Raw genomic sequence first — 18,820 nt, forward strand, 5'->3', positions numbered from 1 at the left:
CTTATCGTCCTGATATAGGAGGTTAGGCAACACGTGATGATCATCCGACTTCTTAGGAGGACAGCATGGCTCTGCAACTTGGCGATATCGTTCCAGACTTCACGCAAGACAGCACCGACGGTCCGATCAACTTCCACGAGTGGGCTGGCGACAGCTGGGTAATCCTGTTCTCGCACCCCAAGGATTTCACCCCGGTCTGCACCACTGAGCTTGGCGAAGTCTCACGCCTCAAGCCCGAATTCGACAAGCGCAACACCAAGGCCATCGGCCTCTCGGTGGACCCGCTGGACGATCACAAGGCGTGGGTCGGCGACATCCAGGAGACTCAGGGCCAGACGCTGAACTTCCCGCTGCTGGCCGATGCCGACCGCAAGGTCAGCGACCTGTATGGCATGATCCACCCCAATGCCAACGACACCCTGACCGTGCGCAGTGTCTTCATTATCGACCCCAACAAGAAGCTGCGCCTGACCCTTACCTATCCGGCCAGCACCGGGCGCAACTTCAACGAGATCCTCAGGGTGCTCGACAGCCTGCAGCTCACCGATGGCTACAAGGTGGCCACACCGGTCAACTGGTGCGATGGCGACGACTGCATCATCGTCCCCGCGATCAGCAATGAAGAAGCCAAGACGCTCTTCCCGAAGGGCTGGGACGAGCAGAAACCCTACCTGCGCGTCACCAAGCAGCCCAACAAGGGCTGAACCGGGCGCCGGGCACTCCATGCGAGCAGCCCGGTCGCCGAATGCTTACGCCATGAACAGGCCGCCGCCCCGAGGGGCGGCGGCCTCTTTCATTGCTAGCATGATAAGCCAGCCGTGCCGACAGCGGCGCTGGTCACCCTGGCCGGACCTCGGGCGGTTGGGTCTCGATCCGCCGCCGGTGATAGTGGGCAAATAGTCGCACGGAGGTGTCTATCTTAAGCCAGCGTTAATCTAGCCCGCCCACACTATCAGGGAAGCTCATGGAGGCGACCCTGATGCCCTATTTCGACGCCCTGCCCGGCCCCCCGTTCGGGGCAGCACGACAAAGCCCGCTCCCCCGCCTGATCGCGGTCGAGCGGCCACTTGATGCCGCCGGCCTCGAGGCAGCGGCGCCGCTTGTCTGGCATATTGCCGAGAATCGGCATCAGCAGTCGGCACTGGAGACCCTGGTCCGCGAGCGTTTCGCCTGCGACCACGGCGCCCAGGTCAGCCACTTTCTGACCCGCCTGCTGGGGCTCTGGCAGGAAGAGCTTCCCCAGGCATCCGTCGGCGTTCAATGCGCCGATAGGGCTCCCCTGTTTCTCGAAACCTATCTCGATGCGTCCATCGAATCGGCGCTGACGACGTCTTTCGGTCAGCCCGTGGCGCGCGAGAGCATCGTCGAAATCGGCAACCTGGCCTGCCGCCGCCCTGGGCTGCAGCGCGCCCTGATGCTGCATCTCATCGAACAGCTTTACCACGAGGGCTACACCTGGCTGGTGTTCACCGCCACACCGGCGGTGCGCAACGGCTTTCGTCGCCTGGGCCTGTCGGCCAGCCCCCTGGCGCTTGCCGACCCAGCGCGTCTGTCGGCACAAAGTCGCGAGGCCTGGGGCCGCTACTATGACCTGGCGCCCTGGGTGATGGGCGGTTCGCTGGCGCTTGCCTATGCCAACCTCGAGGCACAGGGCCTGTTGCCGACCCGCCAGCGGGAGAGTATCCATGTCCGCTGAGCGTCGCCGCTTCCTCGAAGCCCTGGCAGGGCATGCCCGTGCCTTCCCCGACCGGGTTGCCCTGGACGATGGGCAGGCACAGTTGAGCTACGGCGAGCTGCTCCCCGAGGTGAGACGCCGCCGTGAGCGGCTGGCGGCGCTCGGGGCCCAGCGTATCGGTCTCGCCCTGGATAACGGCCTCGACTGGGCGCTGTGGGACCTCGCCCTGCTCAGTGATGAGCGCGTCGCGGTACCGGTACCGGGCTTCTTCTCATCGACTCAGCGAAAGCACCTGGTGGCAAGCGCCGGGCTGGATAGCTGGCTAGGTGATGCCGATGAAGCAGCCACGCTCGTCGCGCCCCTCGGCATCCGTCATCACCTGGCCTTGCTGTCGCTTTCCACCCTGCTCGAGAACATCGGCGGGCTCTATGTGCCGCTGTGGCTGGGTGCCACCCGCCTGGCCCCGGCGCTACTCACCCATGCCGAGCAAGCCGGCTGGCCGGTCTTTGAAGGTTACGGGCTCTCTGAATGTGCCTCGGTGGTGAGCCTGAACCGACCCGGTGAAGCGGCTCACGGCGTCGGCCGCCCACTACCGCACGCGACGGTGCGTCTGTCCGACAGCGGCGAGGTCGAGATCAAGGGCGCCACCATGCTCGGCTATCTGGGCGAGCCCCCGATCGGTGCCTGGCACTCAAGCGGCGATCTGGGTCGTTTCGAGGGCGATCACCTGCATCTCGATGGTCGCCGCCGCGAGATCTTCATCACCGCCTACGGCCGCAACGTCGACCCTCAGTGGGTAGAAGCCGAGCTCACCCTGCAACCCATGATCGCACAGGCACTGGTGCACGGTGAGGCGCTGGATCACAACCGTGCGCTGATCGTGCCAAGGGACCCTCTGGCCGACGATGACACGCTGACGGCGGCCATCAGCGCGGCCAATACCCGGCTGCCTGACTATGCACGGGTCCACGCCTGGCGGCGCGCGACGCCCTTCACTCCGGCCAATGATCAGCTCACCGCCAATGGCCGGCTGCGCCGTGCGACCTTGCTCAATATCTATCACGACTGGCTGACCGCCCAGGTGACACCCACGTCTCCTGCTTTTTCCACCTCTTCAACAGGAGCTGCTTAATGAGCGCCTACCAACACCTGCTCGCCGAGACCCAAACCGAACGTGACGCCATGCTGGCGATCCCGTTTTTACAGCGTGCCCAGCACGGCAAGGTCAGCCATGCGGAATACCTGACCTTCCTCGGCCAGGCCTATCATCATGTGCGCTTCACGGTGCCCTTGATGATGGCCTGCGGGGCACGCCTGCCCGCCGACAAGGGCTGGCTGCGCGAGGCGCTGGTCGAGTACATCGACGAGGAGCACGGCCACGAACAGTGGATCCTCGATGACATCCGCGCTGCAGGCGGCGACCCCGAGGCCGTGGTAGCGGCCACCCCGGCACCGGCCACCCGGCTGATGGTCGGTCATGTGCGCGATGTAATCAGCCACGCCAATCCGGTCGGCTTCTTCGGCATGGTGCTGGTGCTCGAGGGCACCAGTACGGCGCTTGCCACCCAGGCCGCCGAGGCGCTCCAGCAGAACCTCGGCCTGCCCAAGGAGGCCTTTCGCTATCTGCTCTCGCACGGCAGCCTGGATATCGGCCACATGACCTTCTTCGAGTCGCTGATCGAGCGCCTCGAAGAAGATGACCTGGCAGAGGTAATCGACACCGCCGCCATGGTCTACCGTCTTTATGGCGCCATGTTCCGTGGTATCGAGGCCGCCTGCAGCGGTGGCGATATCAACCGGGAGCTCGCCGATGCGCTGGCCTAAGCGCTTGTCCAAGCCCTTGCCTATGCCCTGGTTCAAGAAGCCGACCCTCGAGGGCGGCTGGCCCGCCCAGCGTATTCTGGTGACCGGCGCCAGCGGTGGCATCGGCCGTGCCCTGGTCAAGGAGCTGGCGGCTACCGGCGCCCGGGTGCTTGCCAGCGGACGCAATAGTGAGACCCTGGCGGCGCTGGCGGCCGAGAGCCCCGGGCACATCAGTGTGGAAGTCGCCGATCTGACCGACGCCGACGCCCGCGCGCGTCTGGTCGACGCGGCGCGGCGTGCCGACTGCAACGTCTTGATCAACGCCGCCGGCATCAATCATGTCGGCCTGTTCGAACATGAGGCCGACGACAGCATCGCCGCGCTGATCAACGTCAACCTGACCGCCACACTGCAGCTCACTCACATGCTGCTGCCGCAGTTGATGGCGGCCCGCCAAGGGCAACTGGTCAATGTCGGCTCGACCTTTGGCGCCATCGGCTATCCCTCACAGGCCACCTACTGTGCGACCAAATTCGCGATGCGCGGTTTTTCCCAGGCGCTACGCCGTGAACTCGCTGATACCCGGGTGCGGGTGCTGTATGTCGCTCCGCGCGCGACCCGCACCACCATGAACAGCGCCGAGACGGAAGCCATGAATAAGGCCCTGGGCACCGCCATGGACTCCCCGGAGCGAGTGGCTCGCGCCGTGCGATCCGCCATCGAAGGACAACGCGAAGAGACGCAAATAGGCTGGCTTGAAGGCCTCTTCGTGCGACTCAACGCCATCCTGCCGCGCGTAGTCGATCGCGCCCTGCACCGCCAGCTGCCGATCATTCGCCGCTTCGTCGGCAAGTCATGAGGACCCCATGATGAGCACCACCAACGCCCCCGCACAATTGTCGATCTCCCATCGCCGACATAAACGCCGCCCGACCATCGCCCAGGCCTTATTGGCCGCTGTGCTGATACTGGGTAGCCTCCCCGCCTTGGCCATGACGCCAGACGTCGAGGAAGCCGTGCACTATCTCCAGAAGCGCTGGGCCGAGATCCACTACCAATTGCCAGACGACGCCCAGGCCAAGGCGCTTGAAGCGCTGGAACAAGACGCCGAGGGTTACCTCGCCCGCCACCCCGAGGCCGCCGAGCTGCATATCTGGGCCGGCATCGTGCGCTCCACCGAGGCCGGTGCCAAGGGCGGGCTCGGTGCCCTGTCGCTGGTCAAGGCCGCCCGCGACGACCTGGAAACCGCCATCGACCTGGACCCAGCGGCCCTCAAGGGCTCGGCCTATACCAGTCTTGGTGCGCTGTATTACCAGGTGCCGGGCTGGCCGCTGGCCTTCGGCGACGATGACAAGGCCGAGTGGCACCTCCGCCAGGAGCAGAAGTTCAACCCGGACGGCATCGATAGCCTGTATTTCTGGGGCGATTATCTGCATCAGCAGGGCCGTGATGACGAGGCCCGTCAGGTGCTTCATCAGGCACTCGACGCGCCCCGGCCGCGAGCTCGCCGACCGTGGACGTCGCGAGGAGATACAGGCATTGCTCGACCAGCTGCCATAGACTGGTCACAGCGAGAAGATGGCAGCAGACGCGGGGCCCTGGATAGGTGGGGTCGCGTCTGTCGCTGGCGACCGGTGAAGGCCACCGCACCATTCATGAAATCTACAGGGAGCAGGCATGCGAGTACTGCTGGTCGAGGACGACCCCAGCCTGGCATCGGGCATTCGCCTGGCGCTTAAATCCGAACACTATACTGTCGATGTGCTGGGCGATGGCCGCTCAGCCCTGGATACTCTCAACGACGGTGAACCCTTCGATGTGGTGATTCTCGATCTGGGTCTGCCCAAACTCGACGGCATGAGCCTGCTCAAGCAGTTGCGCGGACGCGACAATCCGGTCCCGGTGCTCGTCCTGACCGCGCGCTAGAGCTTAACGGCATCCGCCTGGATGCCGCCGAACACCAGGTCAGCTACCACGGCGAACCGGTCAGCCTCTCCCGCCGCGAGTTCACGCTACTGCATGAGTTTCTGAGTCATCCGGGTCGCGTCTTTACCCGCGACACCCTGGCCAGCCTGGTCTATGGCTGGGACGAGGACGTGGAGAGCAATGCCATCGAGGTCCATGTACACCACCTGCGCCGCAAACTGTTCCCGGGGGTGATTCGCACCGTACGCGGCATCGGCTACGTGCTCGACAAGCCAGGCGAGCGCACTGGTGACAACGCCTCATGACCTCGATCCGCCGCCGGACTCTCAGCCTGGTGCTGCTGGTATTCGCCGCCAGCATGCTGGTGATCGGAACGACCAGCTATCGAGATGCCACCCACGAGGTCGAAGAACTGTTCGATGCCCGCCTGGCGCAGAATGCGCGGCTGATCCAAGGCCTGATGCAGGCCCCCTGGCAAAGGAGCAGCGAGCCGGCCTGCTCTCGAGCCTGGATCACGCCCTGGCACGGGCCGACAACGCCGACATGAGCGTCGCCGGGCATCGCTACGAGAGCAAGCTGGTGTTCCAGGTCTGGCAGCATGACCGGCTGTTGCTGCGCTCGGCACGCGCACCGCAAACGCCGCTGAAGGTCAGCCGCGACGGCTATGAAAGCGCCAAGTTCGGTGACTTCGAGTGGCGGACCTTTGCCCTCACTGCCCCCGACGACTCCTCGTCTCCGGGGCTGAGGGTGGTCGTTGCAGAACGGGAGGATGTCCGCGGCGAACTGGTCACGCTGATTGCCCTGCGCACGCTGATTCCCGATCTCATCGGCCTACCGGTGCTGACCCTGCTGCTATGGTGGGCCATCGGCTGGGGACTCAAGCCACTGTCGCGCATGGCGCAGCAGATCCGGGAGCGCGACCCGCACAACCTGCAACCCTTGATGCTGGCGCCCTTGCCCCGTGAACTGGACACCATCGTCGGCGCGCTAAACCGGCTACTCGATCAGATTCGCAGCCTGCGTACCCGCGAGAAGCGCTTTATCGCCGATGCCGCTCATGAGCTACGGCCCCCCCTGGCGGTCCTCGGCCTGCATGCCCAGAACGCCCGCGACAGCACGCAGCCCGACGACCGCCGGGAGTCACTGGATCGGCTGCAGGCCGGGGTCGAACGGGCGACCCGGCTGGTCTCGCAACTCTTGATCCTGGCGCGTATCGACCCTGACCAGGATGCCGACCATCCGCGCCAGCAAGTCGACCTGCTCAGCGAGACCCGCGAGGCGCTGGCCAAGGTATCGCCGCTGGCCGGTGAAGCGGGCATCGAGCTGCAATTAGATGCCGACGAAACGCTCGACTGGCAGCTCGTGACCGAGCCCGGCTGCGTCGATACCCTGATCCAGAATCTGGTCGGCAATGCCCTCCAGCATGCCCCGGCGGGCACCTGCGTTCGGGTGACGCTATGTGACGATAGGCAGAAAGCCCCGCCCTCAGGTCATGGCACAGGCATCACCACTGCATCGCCGTCTTTCACTCTGCTTGTCGACGACCAGGGGCCCGGCGTTCCGGCTGGCGAACGTCGTCGAGTGATCGAACGCTTCCACCGTACCGGTCCCAGTGCAGGCGCGGGGCTGGGGCTTTCCATCGTCGACCGTCTGGTACAACGCCACGGCGGTGAGATGACCCTGGAAGATGCGCCAGGTGGTGGGCTGAGAGTGAAGATCACCCTGGCACAGCAAGCGATCTAGCTATGTCCCAACAACGTACCTAACTACGTACCTAACTACGTACCTAACTACGTACCTAACTACGTACCTAACTACGGTAAGGCGCTTCGTTAACATAAGGTTGTCTTAAGATCGTCGCTTTAGTCTGAGACTCTGTCAGGGTTCCAGACCTTTTCATCGATCACCACCACCGTAAGGGTGCCTTATGTCCACGCATGCTATTTCCAACAACAGTCGCTGGCCACTCGCACACCACCTCGATCTCTCCTTGCCCACCCCCATCGGACTGGGACTGGCTTGCCTGGTCTTGCTGATCGCCGTGCCCTATCAAGGCGTGGTCGCCTTCGACCCCTCGCTGATCGCCCTGCTGGGAGTCGGCGCCGCGATGATCTGTCGTGAGGTCCGCCACAGGGGGCCTCTCTGCCCCTTCTGCCCGATCTTCGCCGAAGAGCTACTTCAGCTGACGCTCGCAAGCCTTGGCACCCTGATGGTGCTATCACTGCTGGCCTAACCCCTAGACTTCTCCCACCATCGATCAGACGACCTGAACGGTCACAACCAGCAGGCAACCAAAAACCCCGCCGTGTTGAGACACAGCGGGGTTTTTAGATGGTGCCCTTAAACAATCAGGCACTGTATACACTCGACACCCGTTACCGGTCGGAGACCCTCAACGCCCAGGTGCCACCATCGCCCTGAGCGTTACGCTCCATGATGGAGCGAATCGGATCCCGCGTATTGGAGGTCAGGCGGAGGTTCGGCTCGGCATCCACCGAGGCCATCAAAGCCGGCGTATCGGCACGGAGCGGATCAACGCCAAGCGGTGGCAGCGAGGCAATGGCGCCCGAAATGTCGGTATCTGCCAGCCAATCGGCACGTTCCTGCAAGCCAATGCGGGCGAAGCCGCGATCCAGCAGGTCGGCCATGTGGACATCACGCGAGCGAGAGGTGAAACCGCCCATCACCACGGCAATGAGACGCTGGCCGTCGCGCACGGCGGAGGTGGCAACGTTAAAGCCAGACGCGCGGATAAAGCCGGTCTTGAGACCGTCTGCCCCGGGGTAGCTGCTCAGCAACCGGTTGTGGCCACGGTGGCGTTCGCCGCGGAAGACGAACTCGGTGCGCGAGAATTCGCTGTAGTACTCCGGGAAATCGCGCATCAGCGCAACGGCCAGGGTTCCCATGTCACGGGCGGTGGTGACCTGGTAAGCATCGGGAAGCCCGGACGCATTGCGGAATTGCGTCGAGCGCATGCCCATTTCGCGTGCCTTTGCCGTCATCAGCTGGGCAAAGAGGGCCTCACTCCCCCCAAGCGCTTCCGCTACCACCACGGCCACATCATTGGCCGAACGCACCACCAGCGAAGGAATGACATCCCTCACCTGAATGGTGTCACCGGCACGCAGCCAAAGCTTCGATGCCGGCATCGAGGCCGCATGCGTGGATACCGGCAGGGCATCGTTCATATCCAGGCGCCCCTGTTCGATCGCTTCGAACAGCAGGTAGAGCGTCATCATCTTGGTCAGCGAAGCCGGATAACGACGCTCCTCGGCGTTATCGGCATAGACCACTTCGCCGGTCGCGGCGTCGGCAACGAGCCCCGCATAGCGCGGGTTTTCGGCCTGAGCCACGCCCCCCACGAGCATCAGCATCACGCCCATCAAGATGCCACGAACGCTAGACGATACGCGCCGGCCCGACCGAGTGACGGGTCGCCTTATTATTATATCCTGCATGGTTGCTGTCCCCTGAAGTTCCCTGCTGTTCCCAGCGCCCTTGTTATAACTCTCAGTATGCCGATCATTGCCTGTCTGTCTACTGTTGCTCACTTCTAATTGGCGCTTTTTATAGCAAACCTCTATCGAGGGAATAATCCGAAATTCTTTTATAAATGAGAATCATTATCTTAATATACATTATCGCCATCCGGCGCTCTTATCGGAGTCCTCGAAATGATCAAGACCGCCACCTTCGCCGTTGTTCACTTTTCCGTCGCGTTCACGGTGACTTACCTGCTCACCGGCAGCTGGGTGTTGGGCGGTGTCATCGCCCTGACAGAGCCCGCCGTGAACACCGTCGCCTATTTCTTTCACGAGAAGGCCTGGGAGTGGGTCAATCGTCGACGCGCCCGTGCGGCGGCCGTACCCGCCGACGGCGCCATGATCTGAGCGGCAGTACCCAGATCGCCGACAGGCTGCCGCGACGCAAGGCGATGCCGTATGCTTAGCCGCACGATCGCGCGTGGACAAGATGAACGGGAGACAGGAATGACAGGAAGGAGGAGCGCCAAGCAGGCCTTGATGCCCCTGACGCTGGTCACGGCAGCGTCGATCGCCGTGGTGCTGATGACCCGGCCAGCGATGGCGCTGATGTACAACCAGAAGGATGTTGAGGCGGCCGGTCACTGGCAGTCGATGACGCTTTCACTGGGCGAGGAGCGCACCTACCGCGCCAGCAACCGCTACGACATGCCCGGCACCGCCTTTTCCGTGGACTTCGCCCCACCCGCGTGCCGGCCGCGCCTGGAACTCAGGGTCGACATGGGCGAAATCGCAAGCCGAGACGAGACCGCGAGCGCCGACGCCACCTTGCGCATTGATCGAGAAACGCCTCACGCCGGGCCGGCAACGCTTGCCAAGGAGCGCGGCGACAGCGGCGCCTATGTGAGCCTGACCACCGCCGCCCCGTATCGGCTGCTGCACGAGCTGAATGTCGGCGACACCCTGCGCCTTGAGATCGATGACGGCGTCGAGCCCTGGTACCTGAGTTTCCAGCTACCGGGGGCCGCCATTGCGCTCGACCGGGCAGCGCGGCTATGCCATGAGGCAAGTACCGCCCCGGTCGACGAAGACCGCCCCGCCGCCGACTACTTCTGAGCGTCGAGCGGAGGGACGAGAGGCGTGATTAGAAGAGTGATGAGAAAAGTGACGCGAGAGGCGCCTAGTCGAGGACGACCAGACGATTGGGCAGCTCGTCGCGCGTATGGGTAGCGGGTACCTCGCGCTTGAGGTGCTCTCCGCATGACTCGATGCATTCCACGAAGCCGCGTCCCGTCTCACCCTGGCGAACGCGACGGGTGAAGTCGGCGACGATGTCCTGCCAGGTGTCATCGCCAAGCCGCTCGGAGATGCCTCGGTCGACCAGGATTTCCACGTAGCGCTCGGCCTCCGAAACGAAGATCAGCATTCCGGTGCCTGCTTCGGTGTGGTGCAGGTTCTGCTCCAGGAACTGGCGACGGGCCAGGTTCGAGGCGCGCCAGTGGCGAACCGCGCGGGGAATGAGCCGGGTGGTAATGGCAGGGTGCCGGCACACCAGCGCCGCCACCACGAAGGTGGCCCACTGGATGAGCAGCAGGCTGGTGGCGTCCCACCAGCCCGGAAAATAGTTGATTGCACCGGGGACTACCAGGGCCAGGATGCCGGCCCACAGCAGCGGGATATAGGCGTAATCATCGGCCCGGGCGGCCAGCACGGTGACCAGTTCAGCATCGGTCTCCCGCTCGATACGCTGGATCGTCTCGGCCACCTCAAGCTGTTCGCTGTCGCTCAGTAACGCCATGGGGTATCTGTACTCGCTTGAAAGGATTTACCAGTCACCGGAGGCACCACCGCCCCCGAAACCACCACCACCGCCGCCGAAGCCTCCGCCACCGCCGAGACCTCCGCCGCCACCCTGGCCGCCTCGGCCTCCGAGCGCGGCGCCAAGCAGCAGACCGCCCAGCAGTCCACGACCGCCGCGACCACCTCGCAGGAAGCCTGTCATAACCAGCAGCAGGATGAAGAACAGCACCGACTTCGGCCCGTCTGGCGCCTGCCTGCCCTCGGCCGAGGCGGTATCTGCGGTGACGAGCGGGTCACCCCCCAGTACCTGGATCATCGCCTGGGTGCCCTCACGGATACCGCGGGCGAAATCCCCTTCCCGGAAGGCCGGCGTGATCACCTGAGTGATGATCACCGAAGACTGCGCATCGGTCAGGCGTCCTTCGAGTCCATAGCCCACCTCGATGCGCACCTTGCGCTCCTCTCGGGCCACGATCAGCAGCGCGCCATTGTCCTCGCCCTCCTGACCGATGCCCCAGTGACGGCCCAGCTGATAACCGTACTCCTCGATGGTGCGCCCCTGCAGGTTGGGCAGCGTGACCACCACCACCTGCTCGGTGGTCTCCTGCTCGTGCGCCGCCAGCATCTCGGTCAGGTTCGTTTCATCAGCGCTATCAAGCATCTCGGCCTGATCGACGACACGACCGCTGAGCTCCGGGAATTCGGGCTGCTGTGCCTGGACGCCCAGCGCCACGAGCAGCAGCAGGACGATGGGCAATTGCCGGAAGAGTCGCATCAGAAGGACACCTCAGGCGCCTGATCGGCGTCGGTCGCCGTGGCCTCGAAGGTCTCGCGGATTTCCATGTCGCTGTACAGGAGGCTATGCCAGATACGCCCCGGGAAGGTGCGGATCTCGGTGTTGTAGCGCTCGACCGCGGCGATGAAGTCGCGGCGGGCAACCGCGATACGGTTCTCGGTACCCTCAAGCTGGGACTGCAGCGCCAGGAAGTTCTGGTTGGACTTGAGATCCGGATAGCGCTCCGAGACCGCCATCAGCCGGCTAAGCGCACTGGAGAGCTCACCCTGTGCCTGCTGGAACTGCCGCAGCTTCTCGGGGTTGTTGAGGATGCTCTCGTCGACCTGGATGGACGTCGCCTTGGAGCGGGCTTCGATCACCGCCGTCAGCGTCTCCTGCTCCTGCTGCGCATATCCCTTGACGGTCTCAACCAGATTGGGGATCAAATCGGCTCGCCGCTGGTACTGGTTTTCCACCTGCGACCAGGCTGACTTCACCTGCTCGTCATAGGTCGGCAGGTTGTTCACGCCGCAGCCCGTCAGCAGCATGGCCACGAGCAGCAGGAAGGCTGAACGCCAGGCGATGCGGTAGGGGGTGACCCCGAGTGTGGCTTGCATGATTGGTATGCTTCCCCGTCTGGTTGGCCTATGTCTGCTATCACGGTACACGGTGGCAGCCGGCGCGAGAAGTCGACACTCTTAGTGAGTGCCCTGCAGTGGCATCAGCGGCTCGATCTCGAGGTGCGTCGTATAGCGCCGATGAGCCTCGCAATCCGTCATGATCATGCAGCCGCTGCCATCACTGACCTCCAGATACCAGCGCCCCGCTGCCAGCACGCGGATCAGGAGGAAGTTCTCGCCCTCACCACTGCTCCAGTCTCGCGCCACCACTTTTCCGTCAGCATTATAGAGCGTGGCATTGGGGTCCAGCGTCCAACCGCTGGCCGGCGTCTCGCTCTCGAGCCTCACCCGCGTCGGCACCGCAAGGCTGAACGCATAGACATCGACACCCGATCCCAACCAGCCGTCTTTAGGCTCGCCGGGCACCAGCTCGATGGCCCGAGCTTCGCGCGATACAGGCGTGGCACAGCCCGCAAGCGCGCTCATGAGTAGCAGCCCCACCAACGCGAGTACCGCCCCTCCTCGCCACCTCGCAAACGACATACCCATCGCGCTCTCCTCTCGACTCAATTCACCTCAGTCTAGTTGACCGTCTCTAGCCGCTCGCAACTGGCTTGGCGCTCATTACCTGCCACCGACTCACTGGCAAGATAGTGGCGTCTGCAATCGCTCCACGCCCTTCCACAAGCTCTTGGATCCATAGAGCAACCGCAGCACTTTGAACCACACGCTGGGAAATAAACGCTGCCACTACAAGATGCCCCCTCGTCCACACCACCAGCACTGACGCTGGAGAAGCCCATCCCCGTCAGCCCACGCGCAATTGCTCCGGGTCTTGGCAAAGCGATGGCAGCGCTATCGCGAGGCACCAGCGATCGTAAAGGTGTGTAACGCCTCACGACGACTATGCTGAGAGAGACAGGTCGGCCTCTGAGGCTATGCCTTGGGTAGCTCCCCTGCTTCAGGGCTCTCTCAAAAGCGTCGCTGGGCGGCGAAAGGATCATGATCGTTTCTCTCGGTTCGGCATCCGGCCACCTGGTGGCCATCGGGGGTGCCGAGGACAGAACCTCGGAGCTCGACATCCTGAAGCGGGTGTTCGCCCTGGCGCCCGAGGGCAACCAGGAAGTCGCGGTCATCGCCACGGCGAGTGGCATCCCCGAGCAGATTCTCCCTGATTACGAGGCGGCCTTCACACGCCTGGGCGCGAGACACGTCCATTCGCTGGATATTCAGGATCGTCAGCAGGCGTCCCACCCGGACACGGTGCGCCTGATCGAGCAGAGCGGTGTGATCTTCTTCACCGGCGGCGACCAACTGCGCCTGACCCATGTGATGGGCGGCTCGGCCACGCTGGATGCCATCCGCGAGCGCCTGGCGGCCGGGGCCGTGGTGGCGGGCACCAGTGCCGGCGCCGCGGCCATGCCCGGCACCATGATCTACAACGGCGCCGCCGCGGATGCCCTGCGCAAGGGGGCGGTCAACATGACCTTCGGCCTCGGGCTGGTCGAGGGGCTGATAATAGACAGCCATTTCCTCGAACGTGGCCGCTTCACGCGCCTGATGGAGGTCGGCGCGAGCAACCCTGAGCACCTGGGCGTGGGCATCGGCGAGGATGCCGGCGTGATCTTCCACCCCCACGGTATTCTCGAGGCCATCGGCTCGGGCCACGTCATCCTCATCGATAGCCGTGACCTGGCGAGCTCCAACATCGCCGAACTGTCGATGGGGGAGCCAGTGGCCGTCGAGCACATGATCCTGCATGCCCTGGTCAGTGGCCACGGTTTCGATCTCAAGGCACGGCGCTACCTGGTCACAGATGAGCTGCGTGCCGCACTGGCCAACGCCCAATGAAGATTCTCGAGCATCGGGCCCTGCGCGGCCCCAACTACTACAGCCGCTACCTGAGCATCTTCATGCGCCTGGACATCGGCGAGCTGGAGCAGCGCCCCAGCGACACCGTGCCCGGTATCGTCGAGCGACTCATCGAGCTACTGCCGACCCTGCAGGAGCACCGCTGCTCGCTCGGGCGCCCCGGCGGCTTTCTGGAGCGGCTGGCACGTGGCACCTGGGCCGGCCATGTGGTCGAGCATGTGGCACTTGAGCTGCAGAACCTGATCGGCTTTTCGGTGGGCTATGGCAAGACCATCGACAGCTACGAGACAGGCATCTACAACGTCGTCTATCGCTACCGGGACGAGGCCAGCGGCCTGGCGGCCGGTGTCGAAGCCGTCGAGCTGGTGCGTCGGCTGTTTCATGGTCTCGATATTGATGTTCAGGCGATCATCGACCGGCTCAAGGTGGTACGCGACGCTCACATGCTGGGCCCGTCCACCGCCTCGATTATTGCGGCTGCCGCGCGTCGGGGCATTCCCTACCTGCGCCTCAGCGATGACAGCAGTTATTTACAGCTGGGCCATGGCCACCGTCAGCAGCGCATTCAGGCCACCGTGACCTGTCACACCGACCTGATCGGTTACAGCATTGCCGATGACAAGCAGTGGACGAAGCAGCTGCTCGGCGATGCCGGCATCCCGGTACCCAAGGGCGAGGTCTGCTGGGCCGTCGATGAGGCCCTCGAGGTAGCGCATCGCCTCGGCTATCCGCTGGCGGTGAAGCCGCTGGTTGGCAACCATGGCCGCGGCGTGAGCACCGAGGTCGAGGGTGACCAGGCCCTGCGGGACGCCTTCGAGATCGCCGCTCGTCACCATTCCTCGGTGATCGTCGAGCAATGCATCAAGGGCATGGATCATCGTCTGCTGGTCATCAACGGCCAGCTGGTGGCGGCCGCCCGGCGCCAGCCGGCCCATGTGATCGGCGATGGCAGCGCCACTCTGCAGATGCTGATCGAACGGGAAAACGCCGACCCACGCCGCGGCGTCGGCCATGAAAACCTGCTCACCCAGATCGACATCAACGAGCAGTCGCGGCGACTGCTCGATCAGCAGCAGCTGCGGCTTGAGAGCGTGATTGCCGCAGGCGAGATCGTCTACCTGAAGCCCACGGCGAACCTGAGCACCGGAGGCACGGCGACCGACGTGACCGACGATGTGCACCCGGAGGTGCGCTACTCAGCGGAGCGCATCGCACGCCTGATCGGACTCGACATCATCGGCATCGACCTGCTCGCCGAGACTCTGACCCGCCCCCTCGATGAGCAATCCGCGGCCGTGGTCGAGGTCAACGCCGGGCCCGGCTTTCGCATGCACCTCTCCCCTACCCACGGCCAGGGCCGCGATGTCGGCCAGCCGGTCATCGATATGCTGTTTCCGGAAAGCGACAGCGATGCGCGCATTCCTATCGTCGCGGTCACCGGCACCAACGGCAAGACGACCACGGTGCGTCTGCTCTCGCATCTTCTTCGCCAGGCCGGGCGCAAGGTCGGCATGGCCTGCACCGGGGCCATCGAGGTCGACAGCCACGTCATCATGCGTGGCGACTACAGTGGCCCCCAGGCGGCAGCCATTGTGCTGCGCGAACCGACGGTCGAGTGTGCCGTACTCGAGGTGGCACGAGGCGGCATCATGCGACGCGGGCTCGGCTTCGATGCCTGCGATGTGGGCGTGCTGCTCAATATCGCAAGCGATCATCTGGGCGAGCATGACCTTCACACCCTTGATGAACTGGCACGCTGCAAGACGGTGGTGATCGATGCCGTGCGCCCGGAGGGCACCGCCGTGCTCAACGCCGATGACCCGCGGGCGCTGGCCGCCCAGGAATGGTCGCGAGGCGACAGTATCCTCTTCACCCTGAACCCCGACTCACGGGCCATTCGCCAGCATGTTCACGATCAGGGCGTGGCCTTCACCATCCACCAGGACGACCTGGTGATGCGTCAGGGACGCGTCGAGGCCAAGCTCATTCCCGTTGCCGAGGTGCCGATCACCTTCGAAGGCCATGCCCGCTTCAACGTCGCCAACGCCCTGGCGGCCAGCGCCGCCGCCTACGCCCTGGGGCTATCGCTATCAGACATTCGCCTGGGCCTGAGCACCTTTCACCCCACGCCTGGACAGAACCCCGGGCGCACCAACCTGATCGAGGCCGATGGCCTGAAGGTGCTGATCGACTACGGCCACAACGTGCCGGCCCTGGATGCCCTGACCGAGCTTGTCCGTGCGCTCCCGGCCAGGCGGCGCATCGGCGTGGCCAGCGCCCCGGGCAATCGCCGCGATGAAGATCTCTTCGAACTGGGTGCGCGGCTGGCCGGGATGCTCGACGTGGCCATCCTCTGCGAGACCGACCCTCGCGGCCGCCACCCGGGCGACGTCGCCGGGCTGCTGCGTGATGGTGCGGCCTCGATACCCGGGGCCTGTCGCGTCGAGCTCGTCATGGATGAGCGGCAAGCCATCGACCGGGCCTTCGATGAGGCCGGCGATGGCGACCTGCTGGTACTGCTGATCGATGATGTCGAGGGCACCGTCGAGCGCCTCAAGGAGCGCCGGAGTAAAACGAACACCCCGGGCGATGCGCCTTCGGTCGAACCACACGATGCCAATATTCACGCCCCGCGAGGTGACCGCCCATGCTGACCGGCCCTCCCCCAGAGGCATCGCTGCTGACCCTGTTGCGCGTCGGTAGCATCCAGGCCCCCGAGCTGATCGAGGCCACCGACATCCTGATCGCCGATGGCCGCATCGCGGCACTCGGGCGCGACCTGGAGGTGCCTGCGGGCTGGCCGGTGCGGGTCGTGGAGGCCCCGAACCTGATCGCCGTGCCCGCCTTCATCGACCAGCATGTGCACGTAACCGGTGGCGGCGGCGAAGGGGGCTGCGGCTCCCGCTGCCCGGAGATCACCGCCCGGGAGGTCGCGGCCATGGGCATCGGCACCGTGGTCGGCGTACTGGGCACCGATGGCATCAGCCGTTCGCCGGCGGACCTGTTGGCCAAGGTGCGCGGGCTGCGCGCCGAGGGCATCGCCGCCTACATGTATACCGGTGCCTATCGTGTACCACCGCCGAGCCTCACCGGCGACCTGCAGCGTGACCTGGCCTGGATCCCCGACGTCATCGGCCTGGGGGAGATCGCGATCTCGGATCACCGCTCGAGCCAGCCCCGGCAGGACGAAATCGAGCGGCTGGTCAGCGAAGTCCGGGTAGGCGCCATGCTGGCCGGCAAGCGCGGCATCTGCCACTTCCATGTCGGCGATGGTGCCCGCGGGCTCGAGCCGCTGCGCCGCCTGCTTACCGAGACCGAGATTCCCGCCGAGCAGGTGATTCCCACCCATGTGAACCGCCATCGCGCCCTGCTCGAGGAGGCCGCCGACTACGCGTTGAGCTTCAAGGCCTGCGTGGATGTGACCGCCTTCGACGACGCTTGCGAGGATGACCTGAGCGGCTTCGGTGCCGTGGCGCGGCTGCTTGACCGCGGCGTGCCGGTCGAGCGCATCACGATGAGCTCCGACTGCAATGGCAGCCTGCCCGAGTTCGATGCCCAGGGCGGCTATCTCGGCATGCGGGTGGCGCGCAATACCACCCTGATCGCCGACTGGCGGCGCCTGGTGCACGAGCAGGTGCTGGCGCTGGATGAGGCGCTAGGCGTGATCTCGGGCAATGTCGCCCGGGTACTGGGGCTGCACGACCGCAAGGGTCGCCTGGCGGTGGGCTTCGATGCCGACGTGACCCTGCTCGATGCCACGCTCCAGCCGCAGCAAACCTATGTGGCGGGGCGCTGTGTCTATGCCCGTGATGGCTAAGGCCTAAGCCAAGGACTCACCGCGCCGGGTGAAGGCCCTCGCCTGTCAGGCCAGCAGGCGCTCGACGCCGAGCCAGACCAGGCGCAGCGCCAGCAGGGTCAGCACCCACTTGAAGAGCCCATCGAAGTGCGCCTCGCTAAGCCGCTTGAGCAGACGCAGGCCGAGCCAGGTGCCGGCGAGCCCGGCGGCGATCATCGAAAGCATCAGGCCCAGCCAGTCGTGGAAGACGAAGCCCGCCACGCCGAACACGAAGGCCTTGGTGAGGTGCTGCAGGGTCATGCAGGCGGAGAAGGTCGCGACCCGCGCCATGCGGGTGGGCTGGGCGTGCTTGATGAAGGCGCCGACCAGCGGGCCGCTGGCACCCACCAGACTCGACAGCAGGGTGGTCACCACACCAGCGAGCATGGTGCCGACGCGCCCCAGCGCCCGGGCCGGCGGCGGCGGGCCCCAGCAGGAAAACAGCACGAAGCCGGCGATGGTGAGTTCGAGCACGCCCGCGGGCAATCGCACCAGCAGCCAGGCGGCCAGCAGGGCGCCCAGTACCACGCCAGGCAGGAAGACGGCGATCACTCGCCGATCGATGTGACGCCAGGTCAGGCCGGCGCGGCCGGCGTTGGAGCCCAGTTGCACCATGCCATGCACCGGAATCAGCGCTGCGGCGGGCATCACCTGCGCCATGGCGATGATCAAGAGGGTGCCGCCGCCGATGCCGGCGCTCGCCGAGATCATCGAGGTCAATATCGAGAGCATGACCAGGCCCAGGTTGAGCCAGGCAGGCAAGGGGGAAAGCAGCTCGAGCAGGGGCATGGTCGCCATCCAATGGCCAATGACACACCACTATAGCAAGACGCACGGCATCGCCTCACCTCCTCTACCTGCGGCTCACCGCCAGGCGGCCACAAAAAAGCCGGCCCAAAGGGGCCTAATGCCAGTCAGTTAAGCCTACCTTCAATAAGCTAATCATGAGACCTTTCCCTGTCAGGTACACTGACACGGGAAGGTCCATGCATTTCAGCAACGCCATCGATGCCATTGCCAAGGCGGTGCCCG

At 64.7% G+C, this 18,820-nt stretch carries 20 protein-coding genes and 1 pseudogene; 15 read left to right on the top strand and 6 right to left on the bottom strand.

Going from position 1 to position 18,820, the window contains the following annotated elements:
* The first annotated feature begins 65 nt into the window (after window positions 1–65).
* The 10 genes and pseudogenes from HF027_RS09630 (at window position 66) to HF027_RS09670 (ending at window position 7,637) form a co-directional block, all read left to right on the top strand.
* Complete coding sequence (locus HF027_RS09630; protein WP_168015151.1) at window positions 66–704, top strand: peroxiredoxin; 639 nt, start codon at window positions 66–68, stop codon at window positions 702–704.
* A gap of 275 nt (window positions 705–979) precedes the next feature.
* Window positions 980–1,696 (top strand): thermostable hemolysin, encoded by a 717-nt coding sequence (locus HF027_RS09635; RefSeq protein WP_168015153.1) that lies wholly within the window; start codon window positions 980–982, stop codon window positions 1,694–1,696.
* On the top strand, window positions 1,686–2,807 hold the full coding sequence (locus HF027_RS09640; protein WP_168015155.1) for an AMP-binding protein: 1,122 nt from the start codon (window positions 1,686–1,688) through the stop codon (window positions 2,805–2,807). Before HF027_RS09635 ends, HF027_RS09640 begins: the two co-directional genes overlap by 11 nt.
* Complete coding sequence (locus HF027_RS09645) at window positions 2,807–3,499, top strand: iron-containing redox enzyme family protein (RefSeq protein ID WP_168015157.1); 693 nt, start codon at window positions 2,807–2,809, stop codon at window positions 3,497–3,499. The genes HF027_RS09640 and HF027_RS09645 overlap by 1 nt, the downstream gene beginning before the upstream one ends.
* Complete coding sequence (locus HF027_RS09650) at window positions 3,486–4,337, top strand: SDR family oxidoreductase (protein ID WP_245184637.1); 852 nt, start codon at window positions 3,486–3,488, stop codon at window positions 4,335–4,337. Before HF027_RS09645 ends, HF027_RS09650 begins: the two co-directional genes overlap by 14 nt.
* A 7-nt stretch (window positions 4,338–4,344) precedes the next feature.
* Window positions 4,345–5,217 carry a hypothetical protein gene (locus HF027_RS09655; RefSeq protein ID WP_209316432.1) on the top strand — a complete coding sequence of 291 codons (873 nt, stop codon included), beginning with the start codon at window positions 4,345–4,347 and terminating at the stop codon, window positions 5,215–5,217.
* Window positions 5,156–5,709, top strand: a pseudogene (locus tag HF027_RS09660) (response regulator transcription factor). Before HF027_RS09655 ends, HF027_RS09660 begins: the two are co-directional and overlap by 62 nt.
* Window positions 5,706–5,951, top strand: a complete 246-nt coding sequence (locus HF027_RS15805) for a hypothetical protein (protein WP_342448734.1) — start codon at window positions 5,706–5,708, stop codon at window positions 5,949–5,951. Before HF027_RS09660 ends, HF027_RS15805 begins: the two are co-directional and overlap by 4 nt.
* Window positions 5,948–7,147, top strand: coding sequence for an ATP-binding protein (locus HF027_RS09665; protein WP_342448735.1), 1,200 nt, complete (start codon window positions 5,948–5,950; stop codon window positions 7,145–7,147). The genes HF027_RS15805 and HF027_RS09665 overlap by 4 nt, the downstream gene beginning before the upstream one ends.
* Before the next feature lie 184 nt (window positions 7,148–7,331).
* On the top strand, window positions 7,332–7,637 hold the full coding sequence (locus HF027_RS09670) for a hypothetical protein (RefSeq protein WP_168015159.1): 306 nt from the start codon (window positions 7,332–7,334) through the stop codon (window positions 7,635–7,637).
* Between the two features lie 142 nt (window positions 7,638–7,779).
* On the opposite strand, the gene HF027_RS09675 is transcribed toward HF027_RS09670, so the two are convergent.
* On the bottom strand, window positions 7,780–8,778 hold the full coding sequence (locus HF027_RS09675) for a D-alanyl-D-alanine carboxypeptidase family protein (protein WP_342448736.1): 999 nt from the start codon (window positions 8,776–8,778) through the stop codon (window positions 7,780–7,782).
* Window positions 8,779–9,078: 300 nt separating this feature from the next.
* On the opposite strand from HF027_RS09675, the gene HF027_RS09680 reads away from it, so the two are divergent.
* Window positions 9,079–9,294: a DUF2061 domain-containing protein gene (locus HF027_RS09680; protein WP_168015163.1), complete on the top strand. Its 216-nt coding sequence runs from the start codon at window positions 9,079–9,081 to the stop codon at window positions 9,292–9,294.
* Between the two features lie 99 nt (window positions 9,295–9,393).
* Window positions 9,394–10,002: a hypothetical protein gene (locus tag HF027_RS09685; RefSeq protein ID WP_168015165.1), complete on the top strand. Its 609-nt coding sequence runs from the start codon at window positions 9,394–9,396 to the stop codon at window positions 10,000–10,002.
* 64 nt (window positions 10,003–10,066) lie between these two features.
* Here HF027_RS09685 and HF027_RS09690 read toward each other — a convergent pair whose 3' ends face one another.
* The 4 genes from HF027_RS09690 to HF027_RS09705 form a co-directional block, all read right to left on the bottom strand.
* On the bottom strand, window positions 10,067–10,684 hold the full coding sequence (locus HF027_RS09690; protein WP_168015167.1) for a TPM domain-containing protein: 618 nt from the start codon (window positions 10,682–10,684) through the stop codon (window positions 10,067–10,069).
* Between the two features lie 27 nt (window positions 10,685–10,711).
* Complete coding sequence (locus HF027_RS09695) at window positions 10,712–11,461, bottom strand: TPM domain-containing protein (RefSeq protein WP_168015169.1); 750 nt, start codon at window positions 11,459–11,461, stop codon at window positions 10,712–10,714.
* Complete coding sequence (locus tag HF027_RS09700; RefSeq protein WP_168015171.1) at window positions 11,461–12,078, bottom strand: LemA family protein; 618 nt, start codon at window positions 12,076–12,078, stop codon at window positions 11,461–11,463. Before HF027_RS09700 ends, HF027_RS09695 begins: the two co-directional genes overlap by 1 nt.
* An 81-nt stretch (window positions 12,079–12,159) precedes the next feature.
* Entirely contained in the window at window positions 12,160–12,630 is a 471-nt protein-coding gene (locus HF027_RS09705; protein ID WP_168015172.1) for a PPC domain-containing protein, read from the bottom strand.
* 453 nt (window positions 12,631–13,083) lie between these two features.
* On the opposite strand from HF027_RS09705, the gene HF027_RS09710 reads away from it, so the two are divergent.
* From HF027_RS09710 to iadA, 3 genes are read left to right on the top strand one after another with little or no spacing between them, the layout of a single operon-like run.
* On the top strand, window positions 13,084–13,932 hold the full coding sequence (locus HF027_RS09710; protein ID WP_168015174.1) for a cyanophycinase: 849 nt from the start codon (window positions 13,084–13,086) through the stop codon (window positions 13,930–13,932).
* Window positions 13,929–16,607 carry a cyanophycin synthetase gene (cphA, locus tag HF027_RS09715; protein WP_168015176.1) on the top strand — a complete coding sequence of 893 codons (2,679 nt, stop codon included), beginning with the start codon at window positions 13,929–13,931 and terminating at the stop codon, window positions 16,605–16,607. The genes HF027_RS09710 and cphA overlap by 4 nt, the downstream gene beginning before the upstream one ends.
* Window positions 16,601–17,770, top strand: a complete 1,170-nt coding sequence (gene iadA, locus HF027_RS09720; RefSeq protein WP_168015178.1) for a beta-aspartyl-peptidase — start codon at window positions 16,601–16,603, stop codon at window positions 17,768–17,770. Before cphA ends, iadA begins: the two co-directional genes overlap by 7 nt.
* Window positions 17,771–17,815: 45 nt before the next feature.
* Here iadA and HF027_RS09725 read toward each other — a convergent pair whose 3' ends face one another.
* Window positions 17,816–18,577, bottom strand: coding sequence for a sulfite exporter TauE/SafE family protein (locus HF027_RS09725; protein WP_168015180.1), 762 nt, complete (start codon window positions 18,575–18,577; stop codon window positions 17,816–17,818).
* Between the last annotated feature and the right edge of the window lie 243 nt (window positions 18,578–18,820).

Source organism: Halomonas salinarum (assembly GCF_012062845.1).
Classification (GTDB): Bacteria; Pseudomonadota; Gammaproteobacteria; order Pseudomonadales; family Halomonadaceae; genus Onishia; species Onishia salinarum.